Annotated in this window: 15 protein-coding genes; 11 read left to right on the top strand and 4 right to left on the bottom strand. The window is 67.1% G+C overall.

Going from position 1 to position 25970, the window contains the following annotated elements:
• The first annotated feature begins 5 nt into the window (after positions 1-5).
• Positions 6-758, top strand: coding sequence for a sulfotransferase family protein (locus tag BLT75_RS21960; RefSeq protein ID WP_176828188.1), 753 nt, complete (start codon positions 6-8; stop codon positions 756-758).
• On the top strand, positions 755-2278 hold the full coding sequence (locus BLT75_RS21955; RefSeq protein WP_093037321.1) for a glycosyltransferase: 1524 nt from the start codon (positions 755-757) through the stop codon (positions 2276-2278). The genes BLT75_RS21960 and BLT75_RS21955 overlap by 4 nt, the downstream gene beginning before the upstream one ends.
• Here the strand turns inward: BLT75_RS21955 and BLT75_RS25130 are convergent.
• Both BLT75_RS25130 and BLT75_RS21945 read right to left on the bottom strand, forming a co-directional pair.
• Entirely contained in the window at positions 2259-6461 is a 4203-nt protein-coding gene (locus BLT75_RS25130) for a glycosyltransferase family 2 protein (RefSeq protein ID WP_093037318.1), read from the bottom strand. The genes BLT75_RS21955 and BLT75_RS25130 overlap by 20 nt on opposite strands.
• Before the next feature lie 42 nt (positions 6462-6503).
• The gene (locus tag BLT75_RS21945; RefSeq protein WP_176828186.1) at positions 6504-8411 is read right to left on the bottom strand and encodes a glycosyltransferase family 2 protein; all 1908 of its coding nucleotides are present in this window, start codon (positions 8409-8411) and stop codon (positions 6504-6506) included.
• 495 nt (positions 8412-8906) lie between these two features.
• Between BLT75_RS21945 and BLT75_RS21940 the strand changes: the two genes are divergently transcribed.
• The 3 genes from BLT75_RS21940 to BLT75_RS21930 all read left to right on the top strand — a co-directional run bounded on the left by BLT75_RS21940 (position 8907) and on the right by BLT75_RS21930 (position 14169).
• Positions 8907-9590 (top strand): sulfotransferase family protein, encoded by a 684-nt coding sequence (locus tag BLT75_RS21940; RefSeq protein ID WP_093037312.1) that lies wholly within the window; start codon positions 8907-8909, stop codon positions 9588-9590.
• Positions 9591-9900: 310 nt separating this feature from the next.
• Complete coding sequence (locus tag BLT75_RS21935) at positions 9901-12972, top strand: hypothetical protein (protein WP_093037309.1); 3072 nt, start codon at positions 9901-9903, stop codon at positions 12970-12972.
• Between the two features lie 195 nt (positions 12973-13167).
• On the top strand, positions 13168-14169 hold the full coding sequence (locus BLT75_RS21930; protein ID WP_093037305.1) for an NAD-dependent epimerase/dehydratase family protein: 1002 nt from the start codon (positions 13168-13170) through the stop codon (positions 14167-14169).
• A gap of 285 nt (positions 14170-14454) precedes the next feature.
• Here BLT75_RS21930 and BLT75_RS21925 read toward each other — a convergent pair whose 3' ends face one another.
• Positions 14455-15525 carry a ParB/RepB/Spo0J family partition protein gene (locus BLT75_RS21925; protein ID WP_093037302.1) on the bottom strand — a complete coding sequence of 357 codons (1071 nt, stop codon included), beginning with the start codon at positions 15523-15525 and terminating at the stop codon, positions 14455-14457.
• Positions 15526-15559: 34 nt separating this feature from the next.
• Positions 15560-16948, bottom strand: a complete 1389-nt coding sequence (locus tag BLT75_RS21920; protein ID WP_176828184.1) for an AAA family ATPase — start codon at positions 16946-16948, stop codon at positions 15560-15562.
• A 453-nt stretch (positions 16949-17401) separates the two neighbouring features.
• Here BLT75_RS21920 and BLT75_RS21915 point away from each other — a divergent pair, with 453 nt between their 5' ends.
• The 6 genes from BLT75_RS21915 to BLT75_RS21890 all read left to right on the top strand — a co-directional run.
• The gene (locus BLT75_RS21915; RefSeq protein WP_093037299.1) at positions 17402-18400 is read left to right on the top strand and encodes a replication initiator protein A; all 999 of its coding nucleotides are present in this window, start codon (positions 17402-17404) and stop codon (positions 18398-18400) included.
• Positions 18401-18677: 277 nt separating this feature from the next.
• Positions 18678-19796, top strand: coding sequence for a UDP-galactopyranose mutase (gene glf / locus BLT75_RS21910; protein ID WP_093037296.1), 1119 nt, complete (start codon positions 18678-18680; stop codon positions 19794-19796).
• A gap of 96 nt (positions 19797-19892) precedes the next feature.
• Positions 19893-21095 carry a DUF2793 domain-containing protein gene (locus tag BLT75_RS21905; RefSeq protein ID WP_093037292.1) on the top strand — a complete coding sequence of 401 codons (1203 nt, stop codon included), beginning with the start codon at positions 19893-19895 and terminating at the stop codon, positions 21093-21095.
• A gap of 20 nt (positions 21096-21115) precedes the next feature.
• Positions 21116-21433, top strand: coding sequence for a hypothetical protein (locus tag BLT75_RS21900; RefSeq protein WP_093037289.1), 318 nt, complete (start codon positions 21116-21118; stop codon positions 21431-21433).
• Positions 21434-21687: 254 nt separating this feature from the next.
• Entirely contained in the window at positions 21688-25029 is a 3342-nt protein-coding gene (locus tag BLT75_RS21895) for an exostosin domain-containing protein (protein ID WP_093037286.1), read from the top strand.
• Between the two features lie 89 nt (positions 25030-25118).
• The coding region (locus tag BLT75_RS21890; protein WP_143028631.1) for a hypothetical protein at positions 25119-25970 on the top strand (852 nt) is incomplete at its 3' end.

The raw sequence follows: 25970 nt of genomic DNA, 5'->3' as shown, positions 1-25970 counted from the left end.
GTGACATGACAGAAAAGACAGGCGCAGACAGGCAGACACGGTTCCTGATCATCGGGCTTCCCCGCAGCGGGACGACCTACCTGATGACCCTGCTCAATTCCCACCCGCGCATCACCTGCGCCGGCGAGCAGTTCAACCCCTATGCGATCATCGGTGCGAGGGAGGAAGACCGGACCCGGCCCGCCCTGCTGGCCCGCGACAGGGCGCCGCGCTATTTCGCGCGGCAGTTCTTCAAGGAACATGCCGGCGGGCCGCATGCGGCGGTCGGCTACAAATACATGATCGGACACAATATCCGCATTCTCAGCGAATTGCCGGATCAGGAGGATCTGAAGCTGATCTATGTGCACCGGCAGAACAAGCTGGCGCAGGTCGCCTCGCTGATCAAGGCCGACAAGAGCAAACGCTGGGCCCAGGTCGAGGCCGACACGCATGTCAGCGAACGGATCAAGGCCGGCACCTTTCAGATCAGCCAGTACTGGCACGAGTTCGAGACCTATGACTATCTGTTCTCGCAATGGTTCGAACAGCTGCCGCATCACCGCATGGCGGTGGAGTACCGCGAGATGTTCGAACCGGACTTCAACGCCCGGCTGTGCGGATTCCTCGGCCTGGACGAAGATGCGGACATGGCAAGCCCGCTGGTGAAACAGGGCAGCGACACCATTCTCGACCGGTTCGAGGACCCCGAGCCGATCCGGGCCTATTTCACCGCGCTCGGCCGCAAGGGCTGGCTGGGGCGGGAGATCGGGGCATGACAGGCGGCGCGACGGAGCCGCCCCGGCGCATCCTCTATTACAACTGGGTCGATTACCTGGACGACGAGCGCCGCGGCGGCGGGGTCACGGTCTATCAGCGCAACCTGATGGCGGCGCTGGCCGCCGAAGGGGCCGATGCGGTCTTCCTGTCCTCGGGCATCTCCTATGATCTCGGACGGCGGGGGCTGCGCTGGGAACGGGTGCGCCACGGCCCCGAACAGGACCGCGACCGGCGCTACGAGATCGTCAATTCCGGTGTGCTGTCGCCGGCGCATCATTCCTTCGGCAACCCCGCACAGCTGGAGGAGCCCGCCACCCAGGCCGCGTTCTTCGATTTCATCGAACGCACCGGCCCCTATGACGTGATCCATTTCAACAATCTCGAAGGGCTGCCCGCCGATGTGCTGACGCTCAAGACGCGCTGGCCGCGGACCCGGGTGATCCTGTCGCTGCACAATTATTACCCGGTCTGCCCGCAGGTGAACCTGTGGCACCAGGAGCGCGCCGCCTGCACCGATTTCGAAGGCGGCGCCAAATGCGGCGCCTGCCTGCCGCACAAGCCGGACGAACGCCTGGTCCGGCTTGCCAACGGGCTGGCCTATCACCTGAAATGTGCCGGGATCAGGCCGGGCACGCGAGCCTTCGACCTGATCTTCCGCCAGGCCATGCGGGTGGGCGGGCGCGGCGCCCGGGCGGCGGGCTGGCTCGGCCGGCGGCTGCGGGGCGCACCTGTTCCGGCGGCGGTGCGGCCCGATCCGGGCGGATTCGCCGCCCGCCGGGCCGGCATGACCGAGCGGATCAATGCGCATTGCGACCTGGTCCTGTGCGTCTCGGACCGGGTGCGGCAGATCGCCGAATCCTATGGCATCTCCTCCGCGATCCTGCGCACCAGCTATATCGGCGCGCGCGACGCGGCCCTTTACGACCAGACCCGGCCAAAGCCGATGCCATCAGGTGAAAACCAGACCCTAACACTGGGGTTTCTGGGGTACATGCGCCGGGACAAGGGGTTCTTCTTCCTGCTCGACGCGCTCGAATCCATGCCCGATGATCTGGTGGCGCGCCTGCGCCTGACGATCGCCGCCCTGCCCGGACCGCCTGCCGCGCTGGCCCGGCTCGAGGCGCTGCGGCCCAGGCTGGCGGGGCTGCGCCATGTCAACGGCTACAGCCACGACCAGCTGGACGCTTTGCTGGCGGATGTGGATGTGGGCCTGATCCCCGCCCTGTGGGAGGACAACCTGCCCCAGGTCGCGATCGAGATGCATGCCCGCCACATCCCGCTGCTGACCAGCGACATGGGCGGCGCGCGCGAACTGGCGAACTGTCCCGCGATGGTCTTTGCCGCCGGCGACACGGCGGCCTTCAGCGACCGGATCCGGGCGCTTCTGGCCGGCGAGGTGGATTGGCACGCCTATTGGCAGGGCGCCCGGCCGCCGCGGCGGATGGACCTGCATCTGGACGAGCTGAACAGGCTCTACAAAGGCGAAACCGCCCCTGAACTCAGCCCAGCCGCGCCTTGACGAAGGCACAATCCTGCCAGGGGACCGAGACATCGGCATCGAAGATCACATCGCGCCCCTCGGAAACGAGGGCGAGGTATTTCCGGTATTCCTCGGCATCGTTGAAATGCTGGCCGCGCGCCACCTCGGCCTGGGCCTTGCGGCGGAAATCGGCATTGTACTTGAAATGGCCGAAGATCAGCTCGCGCGCGGCGGGCCGGGTGCCGGAGACATAGTGCAGCCCCGCCGACAGCCGCATGAAGGGGCTGTATTTCAGCAGCGCCATCTTCTGCGCGACGAACAGTTCCGCCCGCGATCCGGGGATCAGCCGGTGCCGCACGGCGCTGGTCCAGGTCGGGCTGTCGGAATAGGGGCCGCGCCCGTATGATGTCTCTAAAAAGGGCATTCTGTCGGTATGACCGGTTTCGGAGAACGGATCGCCGCTGGCGAATGTCGCCTCGGAGAGCGAGCCTTCGGGATAGAGGTCGAGCATGAAGACCCGCACGGCATCGGCCGCGGCAAAAGCGTCCTGCCCCAGCAGACCGGGCAGGGTCTGGCGCGGCTCGCGCTCCCAGACCAGCAACTCGTCGGCATCGGCCACCAGCGACCAGCGGTTCGGGCGCAGGTTGGCCATCAGCGCCTGCTGCCAGGCCACGCCATAGCGCGACTTGCTGTAGGCGGTATCGACCGAGAACAGCGCCACATCGGGCTGCTCGGCCAGGTATTCCAGGGTGCCGTCGTCGGAACAGTTGTCGGCGATCAGAAAGCTTTCGACCCCCAGCCGGCGGTAATGCGCCAGGAAGGAGGGCAGCATGAACATCTCGTTGCGCATGCAGGCGACCACCGCCACCGGCGCCTCGCGGGCCGCCACCAGCCGTTCGGGCCCCGTGATCATCTCCAGCGCGTTGCTGTCCGCCCCCAGCCGCGCGGGCTGGTAGCTGGGCCAGATCTTGTTCGGGATCAGCGCATCGGAGGCCAGCGCCGCGGCGGCGGTGGCCTGGTCGGCGGCGTCGTCCAGGTGGATCAGCGCGACCGGATTGGCCCGGCTGGGGTAGAAACCGTTTTCCCAGCGCGCCACCGTGCGCCCGCCCGGCGCCTCGCGGCGGCGGACGGCGATGCGGTAATCGGTGTTTTCCGGGCGGATCCCCGCCAGCGACAGAAGATCGCCCAGCAGCTTGTCTTCCATGAACGAGGCGCCGATCAGCGCCTGTCCCTCGGGGCTGGCCGCGGCGGCGAGCGCGGCCTCCATCGCGGTGCGGCTGAGCGCATAGCCCGAACCGCCATCGCAATAGGCCGAAGGTTCGGGCGACTTGTCCAGTTCGAACCGGCCCCGGTCCGAGCCGGATTTCAACGTATGCCAGGCGCGGTCCATCTGGCCGACGCCCCGGGTCAGGGTGCGGCCGTAATAATCGGCCTTCCGGTAGCTCAGCCCGTGAAAGAAGGCATCGGCGTTCAGGAAACAGTCGTCGTCGATCTTGAACATATGGGCAAAGCCGGTGTTGGCCCGGACCCAGGCGATGGTGGCCAGCGTCTTTTGCGGCAGGCCCTCGTAATCGTCCGGCGCATCCAGCGCCAGCACATCGCCCGACAGCGTGCCGTCGCCGTCGCCGGTGACGATCACGTAGGGCACGCCCAGTTCCGCCAGCCGCGCCAGCCATGCCGCGCGCAGCGCCGGTATGCGGGTGGCGAGATTGGGCTTGCACGAGAACACCGTCACCAGCGTGTCGAACAGGGGATTGTCCTCGGGCAGGGCAGGATGCGGTGCGGGCAGCGCGGCGGACCGGGCCGCCGCCGCCAGCCCCGCCAGCGGGCTGTCCGGGGCCGGATGCAGCCGCCGCAGCGGCTGCGCCACGGCCGGGGCGCGCGCCAGATCGGTCAGCGAGGGGACCGGTTCGAGATCGAGTTCCGGCGCCTCTTCCCCGGGACGCAGACGCCGGGGCTGGCCGGTGACCGGATCGAGCTCCAGCCGAGGGGCGGCGCTGGTGACCCTGGCGTTCGTGGTCAGCTCGCGCAGCATGTCGGCCAGGGCCCATTCCAGCCAGTCGGCAGCTCCGGTGGCCCCGGTCTGGCGCAGCCCGGCCAGCAGGGCCACCCCCAGGCCAAGGCCAAGCTGCTGCGACCGGCGGCCGCTCAGCACCATCAGGTCGGGCAGCAGCGGGGCCAGCCCGTCGACCGGATCCGTTCCCGTCCGGGCCTGCGCCAGCAGGACGGCGGCGGTGCGGGCGGCGCGCTCCTGCACGCCGGCATAGGGTGCGCGGGGCACCCGGGTATAGCAGCCGGGCAGGGCCAGGCGGGCGGCGTCGGCCAGCACCGGGGGCAGGGCGCCGCCCGGCGCGGCCAGGTGCCTGAGCGCGGCCTCGCCGATATCGAGCCCGGTCCGGGCCAGGGCCGCCGCATCCGGCGCCCCTCCCGCCTCTCCGGCCACCCCGGAGGGGCCGAACAGGTCGCGGCGGATCCGCGGCGCCTCGGCGCAGTCGGCCTGGTCGAACAGGCGCAGGGCCGCCTCCCGTACCGCCGGGGTCGCCGCCCCGTCGTCCAGCGCGGCAAACCCGTCCCGCGCTGCCGCCAGGGCGGGGGGCAGGGCGATATCCCGGGCCGCGACCATATCCCAGAACGGGCGCGACAGGCCGTAGACCTGCAGCAGGATCCGTTCCAGATCCTTGCGCATGTAATCCGACAGGCTGTCCCGGGCCTCCAGCAGGTCGAGCGCGGTGCCGATCAGCGCCACGCAGGAGGTGCGCTCCCAATAGCGGGCGCCGCGTTTGCGCAGGAAATGCAGGAAGCTGTACAGGATCTCCTCGCGGGTCTTCTCGTTGAGCGTGCGCGCCGCCAGCGTCTGCGCCACGGCCCAGGCCAGCGGTGGCGTCATGATCCAGCCCTTGCGCGCGTTCTCCAGCCGCCACATCACGTCACGCAGGGTTTCGGCCCGGTCCGCCCGCAACAGCCAGGGCAGCAGCCCGGAATTGAACCAGGCGTCGTCGGGCGAGGGCTCCAGCCCCTCCAGCCCCCCGCCGGCCTCGCCGGTCGCTCCCGTGGCCAGCGCGTGGTCGCGCAGGGCGTCGAAACAGCCCTTGAGACAGAAGGGTTCGGTCAACGCGATGTAGAAATAGAGCCGTCCCTTGCCCGGAGGCGGCGCCAGCGCGGCCAGCGCCCGTGCCGGATCGCCGCCGGGTTCAAGCGCACGCAGGGCCGGGGCCGCGGCCGCCAGCGCGGTGGTCAGGGCCGCCTCGGCTTCCGCCTCGGCCTTGGCCGCGGTCAGGGCCGCCTCGGCTTCTGCCTCGGCCTTGGCCGCGATCAGGGCCACCTCGGCCCCGGCATTGTCCGGAACCGGGGCCGGGGCCGGCGCGGTTGCCGCCCCCCCGCCGGACTGCAGGAAACGCGCGAATCCCAGCGCGCCGCCCAGACGCGCCAACCCCGATCGGGCCAGCGGGTCGAACCGCGCCTCCAGCCCGGCGAAGCGGAGATGTTCAGCCACCAGCGCCGCCAGCCCCGGATCCCCCGCCAGCCCCGGCCGCGACAGCAGCGGCACAACCCGGGCCAGCAGGTCCTCGGGTGTCAGCACGATCTCGTCCACGGCCCGCCCGTCGGCCAGCAGCCGGACCCGCAAGGGCACCCCGGCGTCCAGGCCGGCCCAGATCCGCCCCGGCAGCGCGGCGCGCAGACCGGTGCCGGGCAGGTCGGGGAAGATCGGAAAATCAGACCCTGTTTCGGGGATTTCCAGCCGGAACCCCGTGGCCCCGGCGGGCCGGGGCGCACGCAGTTCCAACCGCCCGTTCAGGTGCAGCCGGCCCCGGTCGACCCCTGGATGGCTGACATCCATGTCAAGGCTTGCCGGAATCAGCCCGCCCTGGAAATCCACCTGCGCAATCCCGGCCAGATCGGGGAACCGGCCCCGCCGCAGCGGCCCGCCAAAGGTGAAGATCTCCTGCCCGTCGAGCCGCACCGCCAGCCGTGGCACGGCAAAGGCGATCTCGACCAGCGCCTGCCGACCCAGCCGCACCCGCCGCGGAATCTCGCGGTGCCAGTCCGCCAGCGCGGCGCCGCGCCGGTTGCAGACCGCAAGCCCCTCCTCGGCGCGCAGCGAGAGATGAAACAGGATCTCTTCGCGCGCGGCGTCGAAAAAGGAGATATTGGCGAAAGGGTCGTGCGAGAAATCGGCGCGATAGGCGAAGCGCGCGGGCGTCAGGGCGGAAAAGGTCAGCATTATGAAACGGGGTCCTCAGCGATGGCCGGCGCGTATCCGTGGTTATTGCCCGGCCCGGCCCCGGGATGCAACCGGCTGACCCGGGCTGCGCCACAGCCGCATCAGCCCCTCGATCCGGGGCGAGACATAGGGATCGAGCGGCCCCTGCATCCGGTGCAGGCCGCGGCGGCGGATCTGGTGCGCGGCCGAGAGCAGAAACCGCATCCGCGCCACCCGGTCCCGGTGGCCGAAGGTCAGCGCCTCCCACAGCGCCCGCGCCCAGAGCCGCCGCTGCCAGCCCGGCGGCAGCGGCGCATCGCCCAGCCGGGGCCAGAGCGCGGCGCAGGCATCCAGCGTCTCGCCCAGGGCGGTGGCGGGCACCGGGCTGCGCCACAGGCTGCGCCCGGCATCGTCCTCGGCACTTTCGCATCCCGGCCAGGGGAAATAGAGCACCCGCCCCGCGGCCAGCGCCGCGCCATGCACCAGCGGCCAGCACTCCAGGGCGCCGGCGCCGAATTGCAGGTCCCGTTCCAGCAGGAAGGCGCGGCGGAAGATCTTGGCGCTGGGGTGGCAATGCAGCGCCAGCGCCCGGGCCGGAGTCATTTCCAGCGGGCCGGTCGCGGCCGGCAGTTCCGCAAACAGCTCCGCGTCATGCACCCCGGAATGGACATGCCCCTCGCGCAGGCCGATGCGGAATTGCGACAGGCCCATGTCGGCCTCGGCGCGCAGCATGGCCTCGCACCATTGCGCCAGCACCCCCGGCATCAGCCGGTCACCGGCATCGACAAAGACCACCAGCGCCCCCGCCGCCGCCGCCAGCCCGGCGTTGCGGGCCGGCCCCGGCCCCCGGCCCGGTTCCGCTGCGACCAACCCGCGCACGCCGTCAACCCCCGCGGCGCGGGCCATCCCGACCCCGGCCTGGGCGGTGGCGGCGTCATCGGCCACGATCAGCAATTCGCTGCCCGGCGGCAGGTCGCTTGTCAGGGTGTCGGCCAGCGGCTCCGCCTGACCATCCCAGGGCAGGACCAGGCTCAGGGCCACGCCGCCCGCCAGTTCCAGCGCCCAGTCCCGCGGCAGGGCCATGTCGGGTGCGGATGGCAGGCCACGCGCCGCCAGCCAGTCCCGGGCGGTGGCGAGGAACCGGGCGCGGCGCTCCGGGTCGCGCACCTGGGTCGACCGTTCCCAGATCAGCCGGTGCGCCAACCGCGCCAGCGCCGCATCGCCGCCGGGCTTCTCCGGCCCGGCCATGATCCCGGCGGCCCGGTCGAGCACCGGAAACTGTTCGAAGATGCGCTCGCTGTCGCTGCCGGTGATCTGCCCCGCCCGCCCGCGCGTCTGCCAGTAGAGCGGTTCGGGCAGATGCAGCAGCGCCCGCGTGCGCGCCGCCGCCCGCAGGTAAAAGGCGTGGTCCTCGAACCAGGTGCCCTCGTCGAACCGCAGCCCCGCGATCAGGTCGCGCCGGTAGAGCTTGTTCCAGGCCGAGGGGAAATGCGCGATCACCTGCTCCCAGTCCTCGAGCGGCCAGAGCCGGGGGGTGTCCCCGGCGGCCAGGGCGGGCGCATCATGCAGGGCGGAATGGCTGTCGCAGTGGCCATCGGAGTGGATGTTGCGCAGGCCGCAGGCGACCCAGTCGGCGCCGCTCTCCTCCAGCGCCGCCATCATCCGCGACAGGAACTCGGGCGCGAACCGGTCATCGCCGTCGAGAAAGCCGATCACCGCGCCCCGGGCCAGGTCGAGCCCCGTGTTGCGCGCGCCCGACAGGCCCCGGTTTTCCTGGCGCACGACCCGGAACCGGGGATCTCCGCCGATGGCGGCGCGCAGGCGCGCGGGGCTGTCATCGGTCGAACCGTCATCAACCACGATCGCCTCGAAATCGGTCAGGGTCTGGGCCTTCAGGCTCTCCAGGCAGGAACCGATATGATCCTGCACATCATGGACCGGCACGATGACCGATAGCGTGGGCGGGGACATGTCAGGTCTGCTCATCGGGACCGGCCGCTCCTGCAACGGTCCGTTCTGGAGAGTGGCATCCCATCGTTTGAACAGTTCCCGTGTAGTTTCAAGCGCCTCTCCCCTGCCGGCCGGTTTCCAACCCGTCAAGCCAGAGCATGGGCAGCAACTCGCGCATCCTGTTCCTTCTGCACTGCGGCTTGCGCAGGAGTCCAGTCTTGTCAACGTCGGACCCCGCTTCGCCCAAGCCCTCCGGCACCATTTGCACCGGGGTCGGCGGGTTTGTACTCAATGCGGAAAACCCCGTGCCCCGCGATCTGCGGGGCCTGGTCGGGAAAGGCGCACTCGGCCGAACCGGCGCGCCACAACAATCCAGGCGCCTCGCCTTCCGGGTTCGGAAACTTGACAGGTGCACCCGGCCCCGCAGGTCCGAAAGTGATTGTTCCCTGCCGGCAGAAATGATTAGAAGGCTACCGGACAAAGACCCCATATGTCGGATTGGCAGAGGCAGATTACATGCAGATTGGTTTTGGAAAGAAATTCATCTTCGTCGCCAATACCAAGACGGCCTCGACCTCGATCGAAGCCGCGCTCATGCGCTATTCCGACATCGTCCGCGCCGGCGACCCGCGCCGCAAGCATACCTCGCTTTACGAGGGGATCCGCACCTATCCGGTGGTGTTCCGCAACCCGCATCACCGGCCCGAAAGCTACTTCAAGTTCGGGGTGATGCGCGACCCGATCGAGTGGATCGGTTCCTGGTACCGTTACCGGTCGGGAAACAAGGTCGAAAGCCCGCTGCCTGCCGACATGAGCTTTGCCGATTTCTGGGCCCGCGCGGATTGGAACATCCGCTTCGGCAACGGCCAGAAGCACCTGCAGCGCAACATGTTCACCACCCCCGACGGCGACCTGCTGGCGGATGTGATCATCCCCTATCACAAGGTCAGCGAGATGTTCGCCGAGATCTGCACTCTGCTCAAGATCGACGATCCCCTGCCCCGCAAGAATGTCAGCCAGCGCACCGACACCGGCTGGATTCCCCAGGATCTGCTGGAGGAAATGCGCACCTTCTATGCCGAGGATTATGCGCTCTACAACCGGCTCGACGAGGTCAATGCCGAAGGCATGGCCAGGCTGCGGGCGGGTCAGGGCGGTTTTCGCCCCTTCCCCGAACCCGCGGTCCAGCGCCAGGCCTGACCCGGTTCAACCGGCCCGAAAGCGGACCTCCGGTACCTCGTTGCGGACGAGATGGTTCCGCCCTGCGCGAACGCCGCCGGGGCAGGCCGGGTATCGGGCGTGAAAGGCCCCGTCGGGAAAGGCTTCGCGGCGAAACGGCCCGCCCCGGATGAAGGCGGCCCTACCACCGCGTACGGTGGCGCAAGCTCCTGTTAACCAACACATTTCGCATTCGAGACAAGCGCCCAGATTTTGCCCGGTTTCCGACCGCTCCAGGACGGCACGGACAGGCAGACCGGGTTCCGGTGAGTGATATCGGAGGGTGCGGGCCATGGTGCCTGAACTACGGGGGCGGCTGTCCACGGGGGTGGCGGTGCTGGATGCGGACCTGCGCGACCTGGCCATCGTCGAGGGGCCCGGAGGTCCGGTTCTCTATGCCCTGACCGGCCCCCATGGCGGCATCAGCGCCCATCGGCTGGCGCCGGATGGCGGCAGTCCGGCGCCGCTCGGCTCGGTGATCTTCGCGGCCACCACCGCCGGGGCAGGCTCCGGCCGGTTGCTCGCCTTCGATGGTGCGGACGGGCCCCGGCTCTATCTGGCCTCGGGCACCACCGGACGGCTGGCCGGCGTCACCCTCGATGGCGCCGGGGCGCCCGAGGCGTTGACCCAGATCGGCCTGCCCGGCACCGGCAGCACGGTCAGCGCCCTGGCGATGGTCCCGATCGGCGCGGGCGGCACCGCCTGGTACACGGTCGATGCCGGCGCCGGGCTGCTCCGCGGCTTTGCCGGCACCGGAGCGCTTGCCCCCATTCCGGGCCTGGCCGGGATGGCAGTCGATGCCGGCAACGGCGTCTGCCTGGCCAGCGTGCAGGCCGGCGGCGGCAGGTTCCTGCTGCTGGCCGCGGGCGGCCAGGGCCCGGCCGCCGTCACCAGCTACCGGATCGACCCGGTCAGCGGCGCGCTGCAGCAGCGCGACAGTTCCGGCGCGGTCGACGGGCTGGGCATGACCGCGCCCTCGGCGCTGGCGGTGATCGAGGCGCATGGCGGCACCTTCGTCATCGTCGCGGCCGCGGGCAGCCAGTCGCTCAGCGTGCTCCGGCTCGCGGCCGATGGCGGGCTGACCGCCACCGACCATCTGATCGATACCGCCGCAACCCGCTTCGGGGCGGTCCAGGCGCTGGCCGCGATCGAGACCGGCGGCCATGCCTTCGTGATCGCCGGCGGCGGCGACGACGGCCTCAGCCTGTTCGCCCTGCTGCCCGGCGGGCGGCTGGTCCATGCGGCCACGCTGGTGCACGACACCGGACTGGGGCTTGCGGATATCACCGCCATCGAAACCCTGCGCCTGGGCGACACGCTGCACATCTTCGTCACCGGCGAGGTCTCGGCAGGGATCTCCCGCCTCGCCATAGACCTCGGCAGGCTCGGCCCGGTGATCCGCGACACCGCCACCACCGGCGCCGATCATGCGGGCACCGCCGGGGACGACCTGATCCTGGCCTCGGCAACTGGCGCGCGCGACCGGCTGATCGGCCAGGCCGGCGACGACACCCTGGTCTCGGGCCAGTCGGGCACCGACATGTGGGGCGGCGAAGGGGCCGATCTGTTCGTGCTGGGCGAAAGCCTCGACCTGCACCGGATCTTCGATTTCGAACCGGGCCTCGACCGGCTCGACCTGAGCGCCCTGCCCTTCCTGCGCAGCCCCGCCCAGCTGCGTTTCGAGACCCGTCCCGAAGGCGCGCGGATCTTCCACGGCCAGACCGAGATCCGGCTGGACGCTGGCCGCCCGCTCGAGCCGGGCGATGTCTGGCCCGGCGGCAGGTTCGGCGGCGCCGATCACTTTCCCGTCGGCCTGCATGCCCCCGGACGACCCGAAACCCTGACCGGCGGCGCCGGCGACGACCGGATCGCCGGTACCTATCTCAACGAAGAGATCAGCGGCGGCGCGGGCGCCGATACATTCGTGATCGCCACCGGCGGCGGCGCCGACACGATCACCGATTTCGACCCGTCCGAGGACCGGCTCGATTTCTCGCCCCTGACAGCGGCGGAACAGGCACAGATCACCTCGTATCAGCAGGGAGCGGACCGGGTGATCGCCCTGGGGGACGGCACCACCGTCACCCTGCTGGGAATCAGCACCAACACGCTGCCCCAGGGCGGTCTGCGGATCGAGGGCTGGCTGGGCCAGGGCCAGAGGCTCTGGGTCCGCACCGACGGGCTCAGCGACGCCGACGGCCTGGGCGTCTTCAGCTACCAGTGGCTGCGCGACGGGGTGGCGATCGCCGGCGCCACCGGCGCCAGCTACGGGCTGTCGGCGATGGATGTCGGCGCGCGGATTTCGGTGCGGTTGCGCTATGTGGACCGGCTGGGCAGCCAGGAGACCCTGAACGCCGCCGGATCGGGCGACGTGGTCATCCCCGAAACCACGCCCGCCGGCAACCGGCGGATCGACGGCAGCCCGGGGCGCGATTTCCTGCTGTCCGGCGACGGGCTCGACACGGTCCGGGGCTGGGGCGGCGACGACACCCTGTTCGGCGGCAGCGATCCCGACCTGCTGCTGGGCGGCGCGGGAAATGACGCGCTGCTGGGATTCGGCGGCCGCGATACGCTCTATGGCGGCGACGGCGACGACACCCTGCTGGGCGGCGGCTGGGCCGACCTGCTGGGCGGCGGCGACGGCAACGACAGTCTCGGCGGCGATGGCGGCGCCGACACGATCTATACCGCCCGCGGCGACGACACTGCCGAAGGCGGCGACGGCAACGACACGCTGGGCGGTTCCTGGGGCAACGACAGTCTCTCGGGCGGCGCGGGCGAGGATCAGCTCTGGGGTTCCTACGATCACGACAGGCTGGACGGCGGCGACGGCAACGACACGCTGGGCGGCTTCTGGGGCGATGACCACCTCTCGGGCGGCGCGGGCCGCGACGAATTGTGGGGGGCCGCAGGCAACGACACGCTGCTGGGCGGCGCGGATGACGACCACCTCGGCGGCGGCGCGGGTGACGACCTGGCCGATGGCGGCGCCGGCGACGACCTGATCTTTGGCGGCACCGGGCAGGATACGCTGCGGGGCGGCGCGGGCCAGGATACGATCCATGGCGCCGAGGGCGACGACCTGATCGATGGCGGCGCCGGCGACGACCTGATCCTTGGCGGCGACGGGGCCGACGAGATCGTGTTTTCCACAGGCCGCGACCGGGTCACGGGCTTTGCCCCCGGTGTCGACAGGATCGATCTGCGCGGGCAGGGCTGGGCTGCGGATTTCGCCGACCTGCGGGCACATCACCTGGCCCCTGTCGCCGATGGGACCGCGCTGACGGACGAGGCGGGCAACCTGCTGATCCTCGAGGGGATCATGCTGGCCCAGCTGGCCGCGGGCGACTTCCTGTTTGATTGAAGGACAGAATTTATCCTTTCGATACAGGAATGAAACGGCCTTGTGAGCAATATGGGGACATTCCGATCATTACCTGGTCTCACCCGGTTTTCGCAAATTACCATTGATAATTTTCTATTATCAAATCAGTTTCCCGGCCTCATCCAACCGGCAAAATGATTTGCGGCAAGGCGCGCAAATGGCTAGGCACACCGCATGCGCACTGCTCTCGTCACCGGCTCGGCCGGCTTCATCGGATACCATCTGAGCCTCGGCCTGCTGCGGGCAGGTTGGCGCGTGGTAGGGCTCGATTCCCTCAATGCCTATTACGACCCTGCCCTCAAGCGGGCGCGTCTGGCAGAGTTGGAACCCTGGCCGCAGTTCACGCCCGTGACCGGCAAGCTCGAACAGCCCGGCCTGCTGGCCGAGCTGTTCGCCACCCACCGCCCCGAGCGGGTGCTCCACCTGGCCGCCCAGGCCGGCGTGCGCCATTCCATCGAAGCGCCGCGCGACTATGTCGAGGCCAATATGCTGGGCACCTACGAGCTGCTTGAAGCCGCCCGCGCCCACCCGCCCGCGCATATGCTGCTGGCCTCGACCAGCTCGGTCTACGGGGCCAACGCGGACATGCCCTATGCCGAGACCGACCGGGCCGATACCCAGATGTCCTTCTATGCCGCCACCAAGAAGGCAAACGAGGCAATGGCGCATTCCTATGCCCATCTCTACGGCCTGCCGGTGACCATGTTCCGCTTCTTCACCGTCTACGGGCCCTGGGGCAGGCCCGACATGGCCTATTTCAAATTCACCCGCGCCATCCTGCGGGACGAGCCGATCGAGGTCTACAACCACGGGCGGATGCGGCGCGACTTCACCTATATCGACGATCTGGTGGCCGCGATCCTCGGCCTGGCCGAGGCGGTGCCGGGCTCCGCGCCGGTGGGCGACCACGACAGTCTCAGCCCCGTCGCCCCGTTCCGGGTGGTCAATATCGGCGCCAGCCAGCCCATCGAGCTGATGGATTTCATCCGCGCCATCGAGACCGCCTGCGGGTGCGCGGCCCGGATGCGCATGCTGCCGATGCAGCCCGGCGACGTGCCCGCCACCTGGGCCGAAACGCGGCTCTTGCGGGACCTGACAGGGGCGTTGGCGCACACCCCCCTCGCCAGCGGGATGCAACGGTTCGTCGACTGGTATCGCGACTATTACGGGATCTGACCGGCCCCGGTCCGGCGGCCATTGCAACGCGGACGGGATCGAATGAATGTAACCACACCGGGAAGAGCAGCCCGGCACGGCAAATGAGGTCGGCTCTGCGATTGACAGGACGACCCCGCAGGCGGAATTCGATGTCGCCTCGCCCCCGAGTTCCTGCGCGAAGTCCCGGTCCTCGCGGCTGGCCGGTTCGTTAATGAAATGTTTCGCGCGCGAAACATTGATGGCGAGGCGGGATGCGGATATCTTGGAGAATTTGCGGCCCGGCAAAGACCCTGACAAAGCGGATCAGAGGGATTTCAGCCAGTCCTCCAGCATCTCGGCCAGACGATCCGAGACCCCTTCGCCCACCAGTTCGATGCGGCGCTGATCGGGGGTGAAGCGCATTTCGATACCTTTGGTGATCCGGGTAACGATCCGTTCGCCCGAGGCCGGGTTCTGCGCGGTCGAGCGCAGCCGGGGCCGTTCCGGCAGGACCGGATCAGGCACCGGCGCCGGCGGCATCTGCCGCTCGGCCAGCGCCCGCGACAGGATCTGCATCTCGGCCCCGGCGCTGTCGCGCGGACTGGACACAAGACGCTCCTTCAGCGCATCGGCAAAGCCCGGATCCCGCACCATCTCGCGCGCCAGCGCCAGGCCCAGCTTCTCGGAAATCGCCGAGGGGAAATAGAGCACCGCGTCGAACGCCTCGACCAGCAGGATGAAGGTGCCGATCTTGGACCGGCGCGAGCGGGTGGTATTGCCGAAAAGCCCCTGCAAGGCGGCGCGCTGGCTGGGATAGACCCCTTCCTTCATCGCCCGCACCGCGATCCTGGCGCGTTCGTAATGGCTGAGGTTCACCCGGATCTCGTTTTCCTCGACCATTGCCACATAGGCGTCCTGGGCAGTTTCCGGCGCGATCACCATGGCGCGGATGGTTGCGAACTTAGGGTCTGAAGTCTCCTTGTAGAGTCTGCGCAGCGCAGTCAGGCGCCGCCAGCCCGAAATCAGGCCATGGGTGCGCCCGCCGGCGGGATCGGGCAGGGGGACCACCTCGACCGGCATCTGCTGGCCGCGCGCCCGCAGACTGTCGACCAGCGCCGCCATCTCTTCCTCGTTCTGCTCCAGCCGGTCGCGGACCAGATGGCGTTCGTCGATGACATCGAGCGGCAAAAGCTCGATCATCCGGCCCTGCGCCCGCGCCGCGGCCATGGCCTGGCTCATCTCGTCCAGCGCGGCCCGGGCCGAGGCATCGCCCGCCACCTGCGCGATGGGCGCGGTCGAGAGCGGCATCGACTTGGTTTCAGGCGCCCGCTGACCGGGGACCGGACCATCCAGAAACACCGGTTGTGCCGGGCTCAGTCGCTTGCGTTTTGCCATCTCTGCTCCTCCGGTTTGCCCTTGTCAGGCCCTGTCATTCCGCCGCCGCCTGCGCCGCCAGCTCGTCGCGCCGCCAGACCCCCAGCAGGAGCCGCTTGAACGCCGCATAGGTGGCGTCGAAGGTCTCGCGGCCGCGGGCATAGGTTTCGCGGTTGAAATCGCGGTAATCGGCCTCGTAGATGCCATGCACCCGCTCGCCCGCCTGGCCGATCAGCGCGGTGAAATCCTGCCGGTGCGGGCTGAGCGTCTTGCCCAAATAAGCCTGCATCAGAGCCGAAAGTTCGCCCTGCTGCGCCCCGTCGAACCGGGTCACCACCGCGCGCACCGCATCCCATTCAAAGGCCATCTCGGGCCGCCCCAGGGCGCGTGCGGCGGTATTCTCGCCCTCCTCGATGCTGGCGAAGGTGGAATGCAGCATGTCGAAGAAGCGCCCGGTGGAATCGAATTCCAGGAACGAGGCCCCCAGCGGCACCAGCAGGATATCCGCCGCCGCCAGCCCGTTGATGGTGAGATATCCCAGCGCCGGCGGCGTATCGATGAACACCAGGTCATAGTCGTCCAGCACCCCGTCGGCCGCCAGCCGGTCGGTCAGCGCGTCCCACAGTTTCCAGCCGCGCGCGGCCATGCGCCAGACCGGGATCTGGAACTCGGCCCAGTAAAGGTTCAGCTGCGCGCCGATGAGGTCGATATTGGGCCAGTGGGTCGACTGGATCACATCCCGCGCGGTCATCTTCATCGCCGCGTTCAGCGCCTCGTCCAGGGGCTGCGGGGCATCGCCGCGGTCCAGCCGCCGCTGGTTCTCCAGCCGCAGGTATTCGCCGTAATGGCGCGCCAGCAGCGGAAAGGCGGTCTGCCATTCATCCTCGACCCGGCCACCGAAGATCGAAGTCATCGAGCCCTGGCTGTCGAGGTCGATCACCAGCACCCGGTAGCCATCCAGCGCTGCCGACATGGCCAGATGCGCTGCCGTGCTGGTCTTGCCCACGCCGCCCTTGAAATTGGCCACCGCCACCAGTTTCGCGGGCTGGCCCGCGGGCCGGTAGGGCAGGTAGTTCTTGGCCTTCGATCCCTGCGCCCCGAAATGCGCCCTGAGCCGCAGCACCTCGTCGAGCGTGAACCACTTGGCGCCGCCCTCGGTTTCCGAGCGGCCCTGCGGCAGGTCGGGGTTCTGCTTGAGCACGCGGCGGAAATGGGCCTGGGCCACGGGGATCAGGTAACGGGTGATCTCCCAGGTCGAAAACAGACGCAGCGTCTTGCGGCCTTCCTCGTTCATGCCCCGGCTGGCCAGGTCGGCGCGGCCGCGGGTGCAGGCTTCGGCGATGGTGGCAAAGCCCTGGGTGTCTGTGGGCAAGTCCAGTTCGGCCAGCGCCGCATCCGGATCGATGTTGAAATAGGGGGGCAGGGGGGCGCCGTCCTTGGACATGGGAAATTGCTCGATGTGCTGTGTTTTCGTCATGATACGCAAAAACACATGACATGGAAGAAAAAGGCGCATGTCACGCGGATTTTCCAAGCAAATTAAGGGGCTGATGGTGCCCTTTTAGCGCAATTTCCGGGCGGGGACGATTTTTTATCTAGTTAGATTTGTGTTATTCATAAGTTACAGGACTGGGCTGGAGAGAGAAAAGGACCATTTTTCAAGGTGTTTTGGCTGATTTTCGCAGGCTCTCCGACTCTGAAACCCCGATAATCCGACTCCGAACCCCCGATCGCGCGATTCCGAACCCCCGTTGTGCGGGCTTGTGGATAACTCTAGGCTGGGTGTCACCAAAACCACGAAAGAAACGAGTCGGATACCGACCGCGAGCAGGACGTCCGCAAGGGCGGCAGACAGGCGATGAGCAGGGCAGGGACACAGGCCGCAATCGGGGCCGCGATGGGTGCGGGGGGGCTTTTGCCCGACCGGATGCGGCAGGGCGATTTCTTTGTCTGCGACATTTTCGATGCGATCCCCAAGGATGACATCGCCAGCATGGAGCACCCGATCTTCTCGCTGGCGACCCGGCCCGACCCGCGCATCCTGGATTACGAGCACAACGGCGCCCGCATCACGGTGACCCCTTCGGTCCGGGGGCTGGCCACGATCCATGACAAGGACATCCTGATCTTCTGCATCAGCCAGCTGATGGCGGCGCTGAACGCCGGCCGCCAGGTCAGCCGCACGGTGCATCTGAAGGCGCATGACCTGCTGACCGCCACCAACCGCGAGACCAGCGGCGACGCCTATCGCCGCCTGCGCGAGGCGTTCGAGCGGCTTGCGGGCACCCGCATCACCACCAATATCGTCACCGGCGAGACCGAGACCACCACCGGCTTCGGCCTGATCGAAGGCTGGGAGATCGTGCGCAAGACCCGTGGCGGGCGCATGGTCAGCGTCGCGGTGACCCTGTCGGACTGGCTGTATCGCGCGGTGCTGTCGAAATCGGTGCTGACGCTTTCCCGCGATTACTTCCGCCTGCGCAAGCCGCTCGAGCGGCGCATCTACGAACTGGCGCGCAAGCATTGCGGGCGGCAGCCGTCCTGGACCGTCTCGGTCGAGACGCTGCTGAAGAAATCCGGCTCGGCCTCACCCCGGCGGGTGTTCCGCAAGATGCTGCGCGACATGATCGAGGCCGGCCACCTGCCCGATTACGAGATGGTCGAGGAGCCGGGCGACCTGATCCGCTTCGCGCCCCGCGGCGGCCTGGTCGAGAGCGCCGCCCGCCCGCCGGTGCTGAGCAAGCAGGCGCTGGACGAGGCGCGCCGGCTGATGCCGGGGCGGGATGTCTATGCGCTCGAGGCCGACTGGCGCGGCGTCTGGGCGCGCTCGGGCGCGCCGCGGCTCAGGAAACCCGATGCCGCCTTCCTGGGATGGGTGCGCAAACGGGCGGAATAAGGTCCGGCCCCGTGTCGGAGGCAGTGCGGCGTTTGCAGCCCGCCGGCCTGTCCCTGGACAGGGTGCGCTCGATGCGCCCCATTTTACGCCCTGTCCCCGAACACGCACCGATCCTGCGATACTGTCCGGAAAACAGAGCCGATCCACCTCGAGCGGGGCGAGAAATGAACCTTTGCGCCGGGGTTCATTCAAAGTCTTCCCGATGCTTCCTGCGCTGGTTGTCTCTCCGGGGTCCTGGTCCTAGGATGCCGCAAAGCGCCAGCAAGAACGGAACACCATGCACATACTCATCGTCGGAGCCGGCCTCTCGGGCGCGGTCACCGGACGCGCCCTCGCGGAAGCCGGTCACAGGGTCACCATCCTTGACAGTCGTGCCCACGCAGGAGGGAACTGCCACACCGAACGCTGCCCTGAAACCGGGGTGATGGTGCATGTCTACGGGCCGCATATCTTTCACACCGATGACGCGCAGGTCTGGGACTATGTGAACCGGTTTGCCCGCTTCCGGCCCTATCGCAACCGGGTCAAGACAACGGCCCGGGGCGCGGTCTATTCGCTGCCGGTCAACCTGCATACGATCAACCAGTTCTTTGGCCGCACCTTCCGCCCCGACGAGGCCCGCGCCTTCATCGAGGAAACCCAGGCCGACCGCACGATCACCGATCCGCAAAGCTTCGAGGAACAGGCCTTGCGCTTTGTCGGGCGTGATCTCTACGAGGCGTTCTTCAAGGGCTACACCGAAAAACAATGGGGCTGTTCGCCCACCGAACTGCCGGCCTCCATTCTCAAGCGCCTGCCGCTGCGGTTCAATTACGACGACAATTATTTCGCGCACCGTTTCCAGGGCATGCCCGAAGACGGGTACACCGCCATGATCACGGGCATTCTCGATCACCCGGGCATCGACCTGCACCTGGACACGGCCTACACGCCCGGGCACGCCAGCCGCGCCGATCACCTGTTCTGGTCGGGGCCTCTGGACGGCTATTTCGGGGCGCGGCTGGGCCGGCTGGGCTATCGCACGCTGGATTTCGAGCGCTTCACCGCCTCGGGCGACTGGCAGGGTTGCGCCGTCATGAATTACGGCGACCCCGACGTGCCCTGGACCCGGATCACCGAGCACAAGCATTTCGCCCCCTGGGAAAGCCATGAGGGCACGGTCTGCTATCGTGAATACTCCCGTGCCTGCGGGGACGAGGACATTCCCTATTATCCGATCCGCCTGGTTCGGGAAAAGGCGCTGCTGGCCGAATACGAGACGCTGGCCGCGACCGAAGAGGGGGTCACCTTCCTCGGGCGGCTGGGGACCTATCGCTATCTCGACATGGATGTGACGATCCGCGAGGCCCTGGATACGTCAGCCGCGTTCCTGGCAGGGTCCGCAAAGGGCGCCTGAGCGGGTGTTGCAACGCACCGTGCGGCGCATTCCGAAGATGGCAAGGAAATCCGCTGAAAGTCGCGGGCGATCCCTTTGCCATCCGGAGACCCGCACATGTCCGATTTTTCCGCCAGGCTGGGCCTGCCTTACCTGATGCCTTCGCAGGCCCAGAAACATGTCACCCATAACGAAGCGTTGCAGATGCTGGACCTCCTGGTGCAACTGGCCGTCGAGGAATTCGATGCCGCGGCGCCGCCGGCCCTGCCTTCCGAAGGGCAGGTCTGGGCCTTGGGGGCGGTGCCGACCGGAGCCTGGGCGGGGCAGCCGCACAGCCTGGCCGCCTGGGTCGGCGGCACCTGGCGGTTCGAGACCCTGACCGAAGGCCGGCTGGCGGTCGGCAAGGCGCAGGGCGATCTGCGGATTTGGAACGGTGCGGCCTGGCAGGCGCCGGCCCTGCCTGTCCTGACCGGGCTTGAAGGGGTCGGGATCAATACCGGATTCGACACCAGCAACCGCCTGTCGGTTTCGGCCCCGTCGACGCTTCTGACCCATGACGGCGGCGGCCATCAGCTCAAGGTCAACAAATCCTCCGACGCCGACACGGCCAGCCTCCTGTTCCAGACCGGGTGGTCGGGCCGCGCCGAGATGGGCACCAACGGGGCGGATGATTTCTCGATCAAGGTCAGCGCCGACGGCAGCACCTGGACCGAAGCCCTGACAGTGGACCGGACCAGCGGGCAGGTCGCCGGCGCGGCGGTGCAATCCACCGCCACCGATGCCTCCGCGGGGCGGCTGATGGCGGTCGGGGCCTTCGGCCTGGGCGCATCGCAGCTTCTGACGGGCACGACGGCGCTGGCGGCGCGCAATCTGCAACCCGGGTTTTACAGCTATGTGGCCAACGCCCCTTCAGATGCGCCCGAAAGCGCGGCATGGGTCCATAATTTGCTGGTGCTGCGCGGCAATCCCGGTCTTGGCTCCCAACGCATGGCGGCTTTGTCGGTACGGACCACGGGCAGCAGTTCGATCCGCCTCTGGGCAGGGGCCCAAAGCGGCAGCGGCGGCAGCGGCAACCCCCTGTTCTGGACCGAAATCCTGCACCACAACAATCTCGTGGGCACGGTTTCGCAAACCGCCGGCTCGCCCACGGGCGCGGTCATCGAGAGCGGCTCCAATGCCAATGGATCCTATACCCGTTGGGCAGATGGCACCCAGATCTGCACCAATAGCAATGCCGCGATCATCACGTCGCCCGCCGCTTTTGCAGGCACCATCACCAAGATCGACGGTGACAAGATGTGGATCGGGCGCTGGTTCTAGATCTGCCGAGGAGAGAGGCAATGCTGATTATTTTTTCCCCAATGCGCCAGGATGCGGAACTCGCTCTGGAACGCCAGGGCGATACCCTGCATGTCAACGATACCGCCTTTGACTTTTCCGGTCTGGCAGAGGGCGAAAGCCACGTCCCATCCGGCCCCGGAAGCGACTGGTTCGTTGCCCCCGTTACCCGTGTCGAAGGCGTATTGCATATATCCCTGATCCTGCCGCATGGGGCTGATGCGCCACGGGAAACCCTGTTTCCCGCTCCGCTGGAGGCCCCTCTCGACGGTCCGCTGCCCGTGCCGCTCTGGAGCCTCCCGCAGGGGGAAGGCGACTGAATTTCCCCGGCGTTGTACAAAACGTCACACATGCCAAGACCTGCAGAGACGGTGCCTGCTTCCGGGTGCCGTCCTTTCATGTTCAGCCCTCCGGGGGATCATGAATGCGCCCGATCCGCACCCATTCCCGCGCACGGAAAACGATTGTCCTTTACCATCGACTCCACTAGTAGAACCCTTGCCCACCCGTCCTGAAAACATCCGGGAATTGCTAATTTTTAGCCGATCCATTACTTACTCGATTGGGACTTTTCATGCCCGAAAGCACTCTTCATGTTCTCACCCCCTGTCTGAACGCGCGCGCAACGATCGACAGAACGGTTCTGAGTATCGTCACGCAATCCGGCGATTTCGCGATCCGCTATCATATCCAGGACGGGGGCTCGACGGACGGCACGCTTGAACGCCTGGCCTGGTGGCGCCGGCGCCTGAACTCCAGGGGGTTTCCCTTGTGCTGTCTCTCACTGGATTTCACCTTCTCCTCAACGCCCGATGCGGGGCTTTACGACACCATCTGCAAGGGGTTTGATGCGCTCAATCCGCCATCCAACGCCTTCATGACCTGGGTCACCACCGATGACGTCCTGATGCCCGGTGCGCTGGCCTTTATCGACAACGTGGCCGGCCAGTTCACCCCGGAGCAGATATCATGGGTGGGGGGCGCAAGCGCTGTCATGCGCGGTGACATCCCGACGATGCAGTCATCGACGCCCATGCCCAAAGAGGTGCTTCGCGCCGGGCTTTGCGATGGCGTGCATTGGGACCGCCCCCAGCGCGGCGGCACGTTCTTCCGGAAATGGATGTGGTCCTCGATCAATCCCAAGGAAAGGATCGCCCCGATGAAACTGGCCGGGGACTGGAACCTGTGGCGCCTGTTCGCGGGCAAGGCCTCCCTTACCCAGGCCCGGTTTCCCCTTGCCGCCTCGTATCTTTCCGAAGACCGGCCGCCCGGTGACGCGCAAGAGGCGTATCTGCAGGAAATCGGCATGATCGTCCCCGAAGACACCCGCCGGCAGGCGCTGGGGAAGCTGGGGCATGCGAAAGCCGACATTCGGTATCGTTTCGTCACGACCGATGACGACGATCCCCGCCTCAGGATCATGGATGCCGGTGGGAACGCCTTCGTGTCCGCGGCCATCCGCAAGGTCCTGGACGATGCCGCCGACACGCTGCCCTCGAACGAAAACACGTCCCGGCAATACGCCCGGGGAAACATCCCCGATCCCTCCGAGAATTTCGATCTGGGGGACATCATCTGGCACCGCGACAATATCGTTGCCTATGACAAGGATTGGCAATTCCCGGCCATCACCGAGCAACACGCCTTTCACCAGATGCGCGATGTGGCCAGCGTCCCGGACGGTGTCACCTATGTCGCCTATCCCTGGGCCAACCTGATCGACAAGCTGCAGACCGGCGCAATGGACGCCAGCCTGCACATGAGAAAATTCCAGGAGTTCATCGGACAGCTCCCCAAGGGCACCCTGCGCGTCACGACCTGCCAGCATATCAAGATGCGCGAGTTCCTGCATTTGTTCGAACAGGCCGGGATCAGCCACATCTTCTGGAGCCATGCCACCCATCGCGAGACGGTCACGCATGACACGGGCGGTTTCGCGATCCACCCCTTCCCGCTCTATCCGGTCCAGGTCCCCGAAGCCGACTCGATCCCGTCCGTCACCGAACGGCCCTATCTGTTCTCCTTCATCGGTGCCAAGTCGAACCAATATTACATGACCCGCGCCAGGGAATGGATTCTCGACCTGCTGAAGGATCACCCCAAGGGGCTGATCATCGGTCGAGACAACTGGCACTATAACAAGGTGGTATACGAACATCAGATCAAGCCCAAGGGCACCGGCGGCAATGCCGATGACCTGATCGACAAGCCCGCCTCCGAGCAGTTCAAGATCTCCATGGCGAAAAGCATCTTCTCGCTTTGCCCGTCGGGGACCGGCCCCAATTCGATCCGGCTTTGGGAAACCCTTGGGGCCGGTGCGATTCCGGTCATCCTGGCCGATACCTACGCTCCTCCGGGCAACCCGGATCTGTGGCAGGCCGGCGCCGTGATCTGCAAGGAGGATGCCGAGGCCATCGCCGCCCTGCCCGCGCGTCTCGAAGAGATTGCGGCCGATCCCGCCAGGCTGGAAAAGATGCGCAAGGTCGGTCAACAGCTCTGGCTCATCTACGGCCCCCATGCCTTTGTCTACGACATCCAGAAGCTGATGCTGCGGCTGGCACAGGATGTGACCGATACCGGCGACATTGCCGGCCCGCAGACCTCCGGCACATTCCGCGAAATGCTGGCCGCCGATATGGCGGACAGGCCCGAGGTTGTCGTGAAAGATGCGGTCATGCTTCTGCGGGTCTGTGCGGGCGATCTTCTTCTGGAAGGGCCCGACCTGCTGAAAACGCTGCATGACGACAGTACGCTCCTGGGCCAGATGGTCCAGTTGTCACAAGACGCGCTGGCGGCGGAACATCCGACCCTGAAGCATTTCCGGAATGTCGTTTCCCATGCCGAAACCCAGGCGCAGCAAACCCGCAAGGCCGCGCCGCGCCGCATGAGGAAGGCGGGTCTCGGACTCTGCTTCGTCGGTCGCCATTCCAACCGCACACCCCTGAGCTACGAGGGCTTCCAGCAGGTTCTCGGCGGACGTATCCGGGTGGAACAAGACCCGTTCAAGGCGGATGTCGTCATGACGGGCTTCAACCTCGATCTCAAGGAGAACCCCGAGCTCTTCGGAAAGCTCGTCCGGGAACGCCCGGAGACCAGGATCATGGTCATATCCGAGGAACCGCTGTGGGACAGCCTGTGGAGCGGTGGCTTTGCCTCGACATCCCGCAAGATCAAATGCGGAGACACGGACGTCGCCTATACCTTCCTCAACCATTCAAATTCGGCCATCTACGATTTCGACCGGATTCCCTACTTCCTGCTGACCGACAACGATCTGCTGGCCCGCTATGGCTTGCTGATCAAGCAGAACAGCGCCCTGTCGTCCCGCGACCTGCTGGCCCGCTGGAACAATGCCCCGATCTCTGCCGCCTTCATCGCGGAAAAGAGGGAAGGCGACAAATATGAAAAATCCTTCCCCGATCATGCCCTGTACGGCCTGAGCAGCTATCGTTCCGAGGTCGCGGCAAAAACCAGGGGCAAGGGCGTTCTGCGCGAAGGCAAGGGGTGGCACAGCGACAAACCCCGCCAGGATCTTCCCGATTGGCATCTGGACAAGCTTGCGGCCCTGACCGGTCGCGTCCGTGTCATGTCGAGCTTCGAGAATACGCATCAGCATCACTACATCTCGGAGAAGATCATCGATGCGTTCGTTGTCGGCGGCATCCCGACCTATTACGCCGATGAGAACCACGGCATCTACAAGCTGGTTTCCCCGGCCTGCATGATCAACACCTTCGGACAATCGGCCAGCGCAGCGGCGAAATCCATCTCCGAGACGACGCCAAATCCGGAGATGGCCGAGGCCTGGCTGGAGACCGCGCAAAATCTGCAGAGCCTCCTTGTCGATCACAAGGCCATCCTGGCCGAACGCCACCGCATTGCCGAAGCTGTGCTCAAGGCCATCGAAACGTCTTGAGATTGCGGGGGTGCCAGATGGCCAGCCCGTCGTTGCAATGACCGGTCAACCCGGTATAGCAAGGCAAGGCAGACAGGCCCAAGGCACAGATGAAAACGCAACAAACCAATAGCCCATGGCACCCCGCGCCGGACACCGTCATTTGCATCGGCGCGGGCCGCGGAGAGGCACTCGACGCGTACTTCCCGCTGCCGGTGGCCCGGTTTCTTCTGGTGGAGCCCAGCCCCGCGAACCTTCCCGCCCTGCGGCGCCTCGCCCGGCAAGACAAACGCATCGAGGTCCTGCCCTACGCGATTTCCGGTGCCGCCACGCCCCCGGCCCACGGGATGCTGCATATCCTGAACAACACCACGTTCAACAGCCTGCAAAGTTCCGGGCAGCTGCATGAGCTGCTGCCTGGCCTGCGTGAAACCGGCATGACCGAAGTGGCCCTGCTCGGGATCGAAGCGCTGATCGAAAAGGCGGCGCTTCCCGCGAAGGGGGACCATGTCCTCATGCTCGAGGCCCTGGGAGACAGCGCCGCGATCCTGCGGCGGCTGATCGACAGCGCCCTGATCGACCATTTCCGGCATGTGACCCTGCGCGCCTCCCCGGACCTCCTGTTCAGAAACGACGAAACCGCCGAGACCTGCCTGCAGTTTCTGCAAGAGGCCGGTTACGAGCTGCGCGGCCAGGAAGATACCGACATTTGTCTGACCCGCTACTATCTGACGCAGAGTGGCCTGATCAAGGAGTTCCGGGCCATGCGGGCGCGGGCCGACGAGACGGACCGTCGGCTGGCGGAACAGACCGCGGCGCTGGACCGGGCACAAGCAGAGATTGCCCGGTTGCAATCGGCCTCCGCCACCGAGCTCGAGGCGCTGCAGGCCCGCCTGGCCGATATGGAGGTCCGGGCGAAACGTGCCGAGGGCGCCTTCAAGGACCGGGATGTCCGGATGCAG

The organism is Ruegeria marina (assembly GCF_900101475.1).
GTDB lineage: Bacteria > Pseudomonadota > Alphaproteobacteria > Rhodobacterales > Rhodobacteraceae > Ruegeria_B > Ruegeria_B marina.
This window is presented reverse-complemented; position numbering and strand designations above follow the sequence as displayed.

Bases quoted from the DNA above. Each gene is read 5' to 3' on its own strand.
- BLT75_RS21960 (WP_176828188.1), top strand. From the start codon at position 6: ATGACAGAAAAGACAGGCGCAGACAGGCAGACACGGTTCCTGATCATC.
- BLT75_RS21955 (WP_093037321.1), top strand. From the start codon at position 755: ATGACAGGCGGCGCGACGGAGCCGCCCCGGCGCATCCTCTATTACAAC.
- BLT75_RS25130 (WP_093037318.1), bottom strand. From the start codon at position 6,461: ATGCTGACCTTTTCCGCCCTGACGCCCGCGCGCTTCGCCTATCGCGCC.
- BLT75_RS21945 (WP_176828186.1), bottom strand. From the start codon at position 8,411: ATGTCCCCGCCCACGCTATCGGTCATCGTGCCGGTCCATGATGTGCAG.
- BLT75_RS21940 (WP_093037312.1), top strand. From the start codon at position 8,907: ATGCAGATTGGTTTTGGAAAGAAATTCATCTTCGTCGCCAATACCAAG.
- BLT75_RS21935 (WP_093037309.1), top strand. From the start codon at position 9,901: ATGGTGCCTGAACTACGGGGGCGGCTGTCCACGGGGGTGGCGGTGCTG.
- BLT75_RS21930 (WP_093037305.1), top strand. From the start codon at position 13,168: ATGCGCACTGCTCTCGTCACCGGCTCGGCCGGCTTCATCGGATACCAT.
- BLT75_RS21925 (WP_093037302.1), bottom strand. From the start codon at position 15,525: ATGGCAAAACGCAAGCGACTGAGCCCGGCACAACCGGTGTTTCTGGAT.
- BLT75_RS21920 (WP_176828184.1), bottom strand. From the start codon at position 16,948: ATGTCCAAGGACGGCGCCCCCCTGCCCCCCTATTTCAACATCGATCCG.
- BLT75_RS21915 (WP_093037299.1), top strand. From the start codon at position 17,402: ATGGGTGCGGGGGGGCTTTTGCCCGACCGGATGCGGCAGGGCGATTTC.
- glf (WP_093037296.1), top strand. From the start codon at position 18,678: ATGCACATACTCATCGTCGGAGCCGGCCTCTCGGGCGCGGTCACCGGA.
- BLT75_RS21905 (WP_093037292.1), top strand. From the start codon at position 19,893: ATGTCCGATTTTTCCGCCAGGCTGGGCCTGCCTTACCTGATGCCTTCG.
- BLT75_RS21900 (WP_093037289.1), top strand. From the start codon at position 21,116: ATGCTGATTATTTTTTCCCCAATGCGCCAGGATGCGGAACTCGCTCTG.
- BLT75_RS21895 (WP_093037286.1), top strand. From the start codon at position 21,688: ATGCCCGAAAGCACTCTTCATGTTCTCACCCCCTGTCTGAACGCGCGC.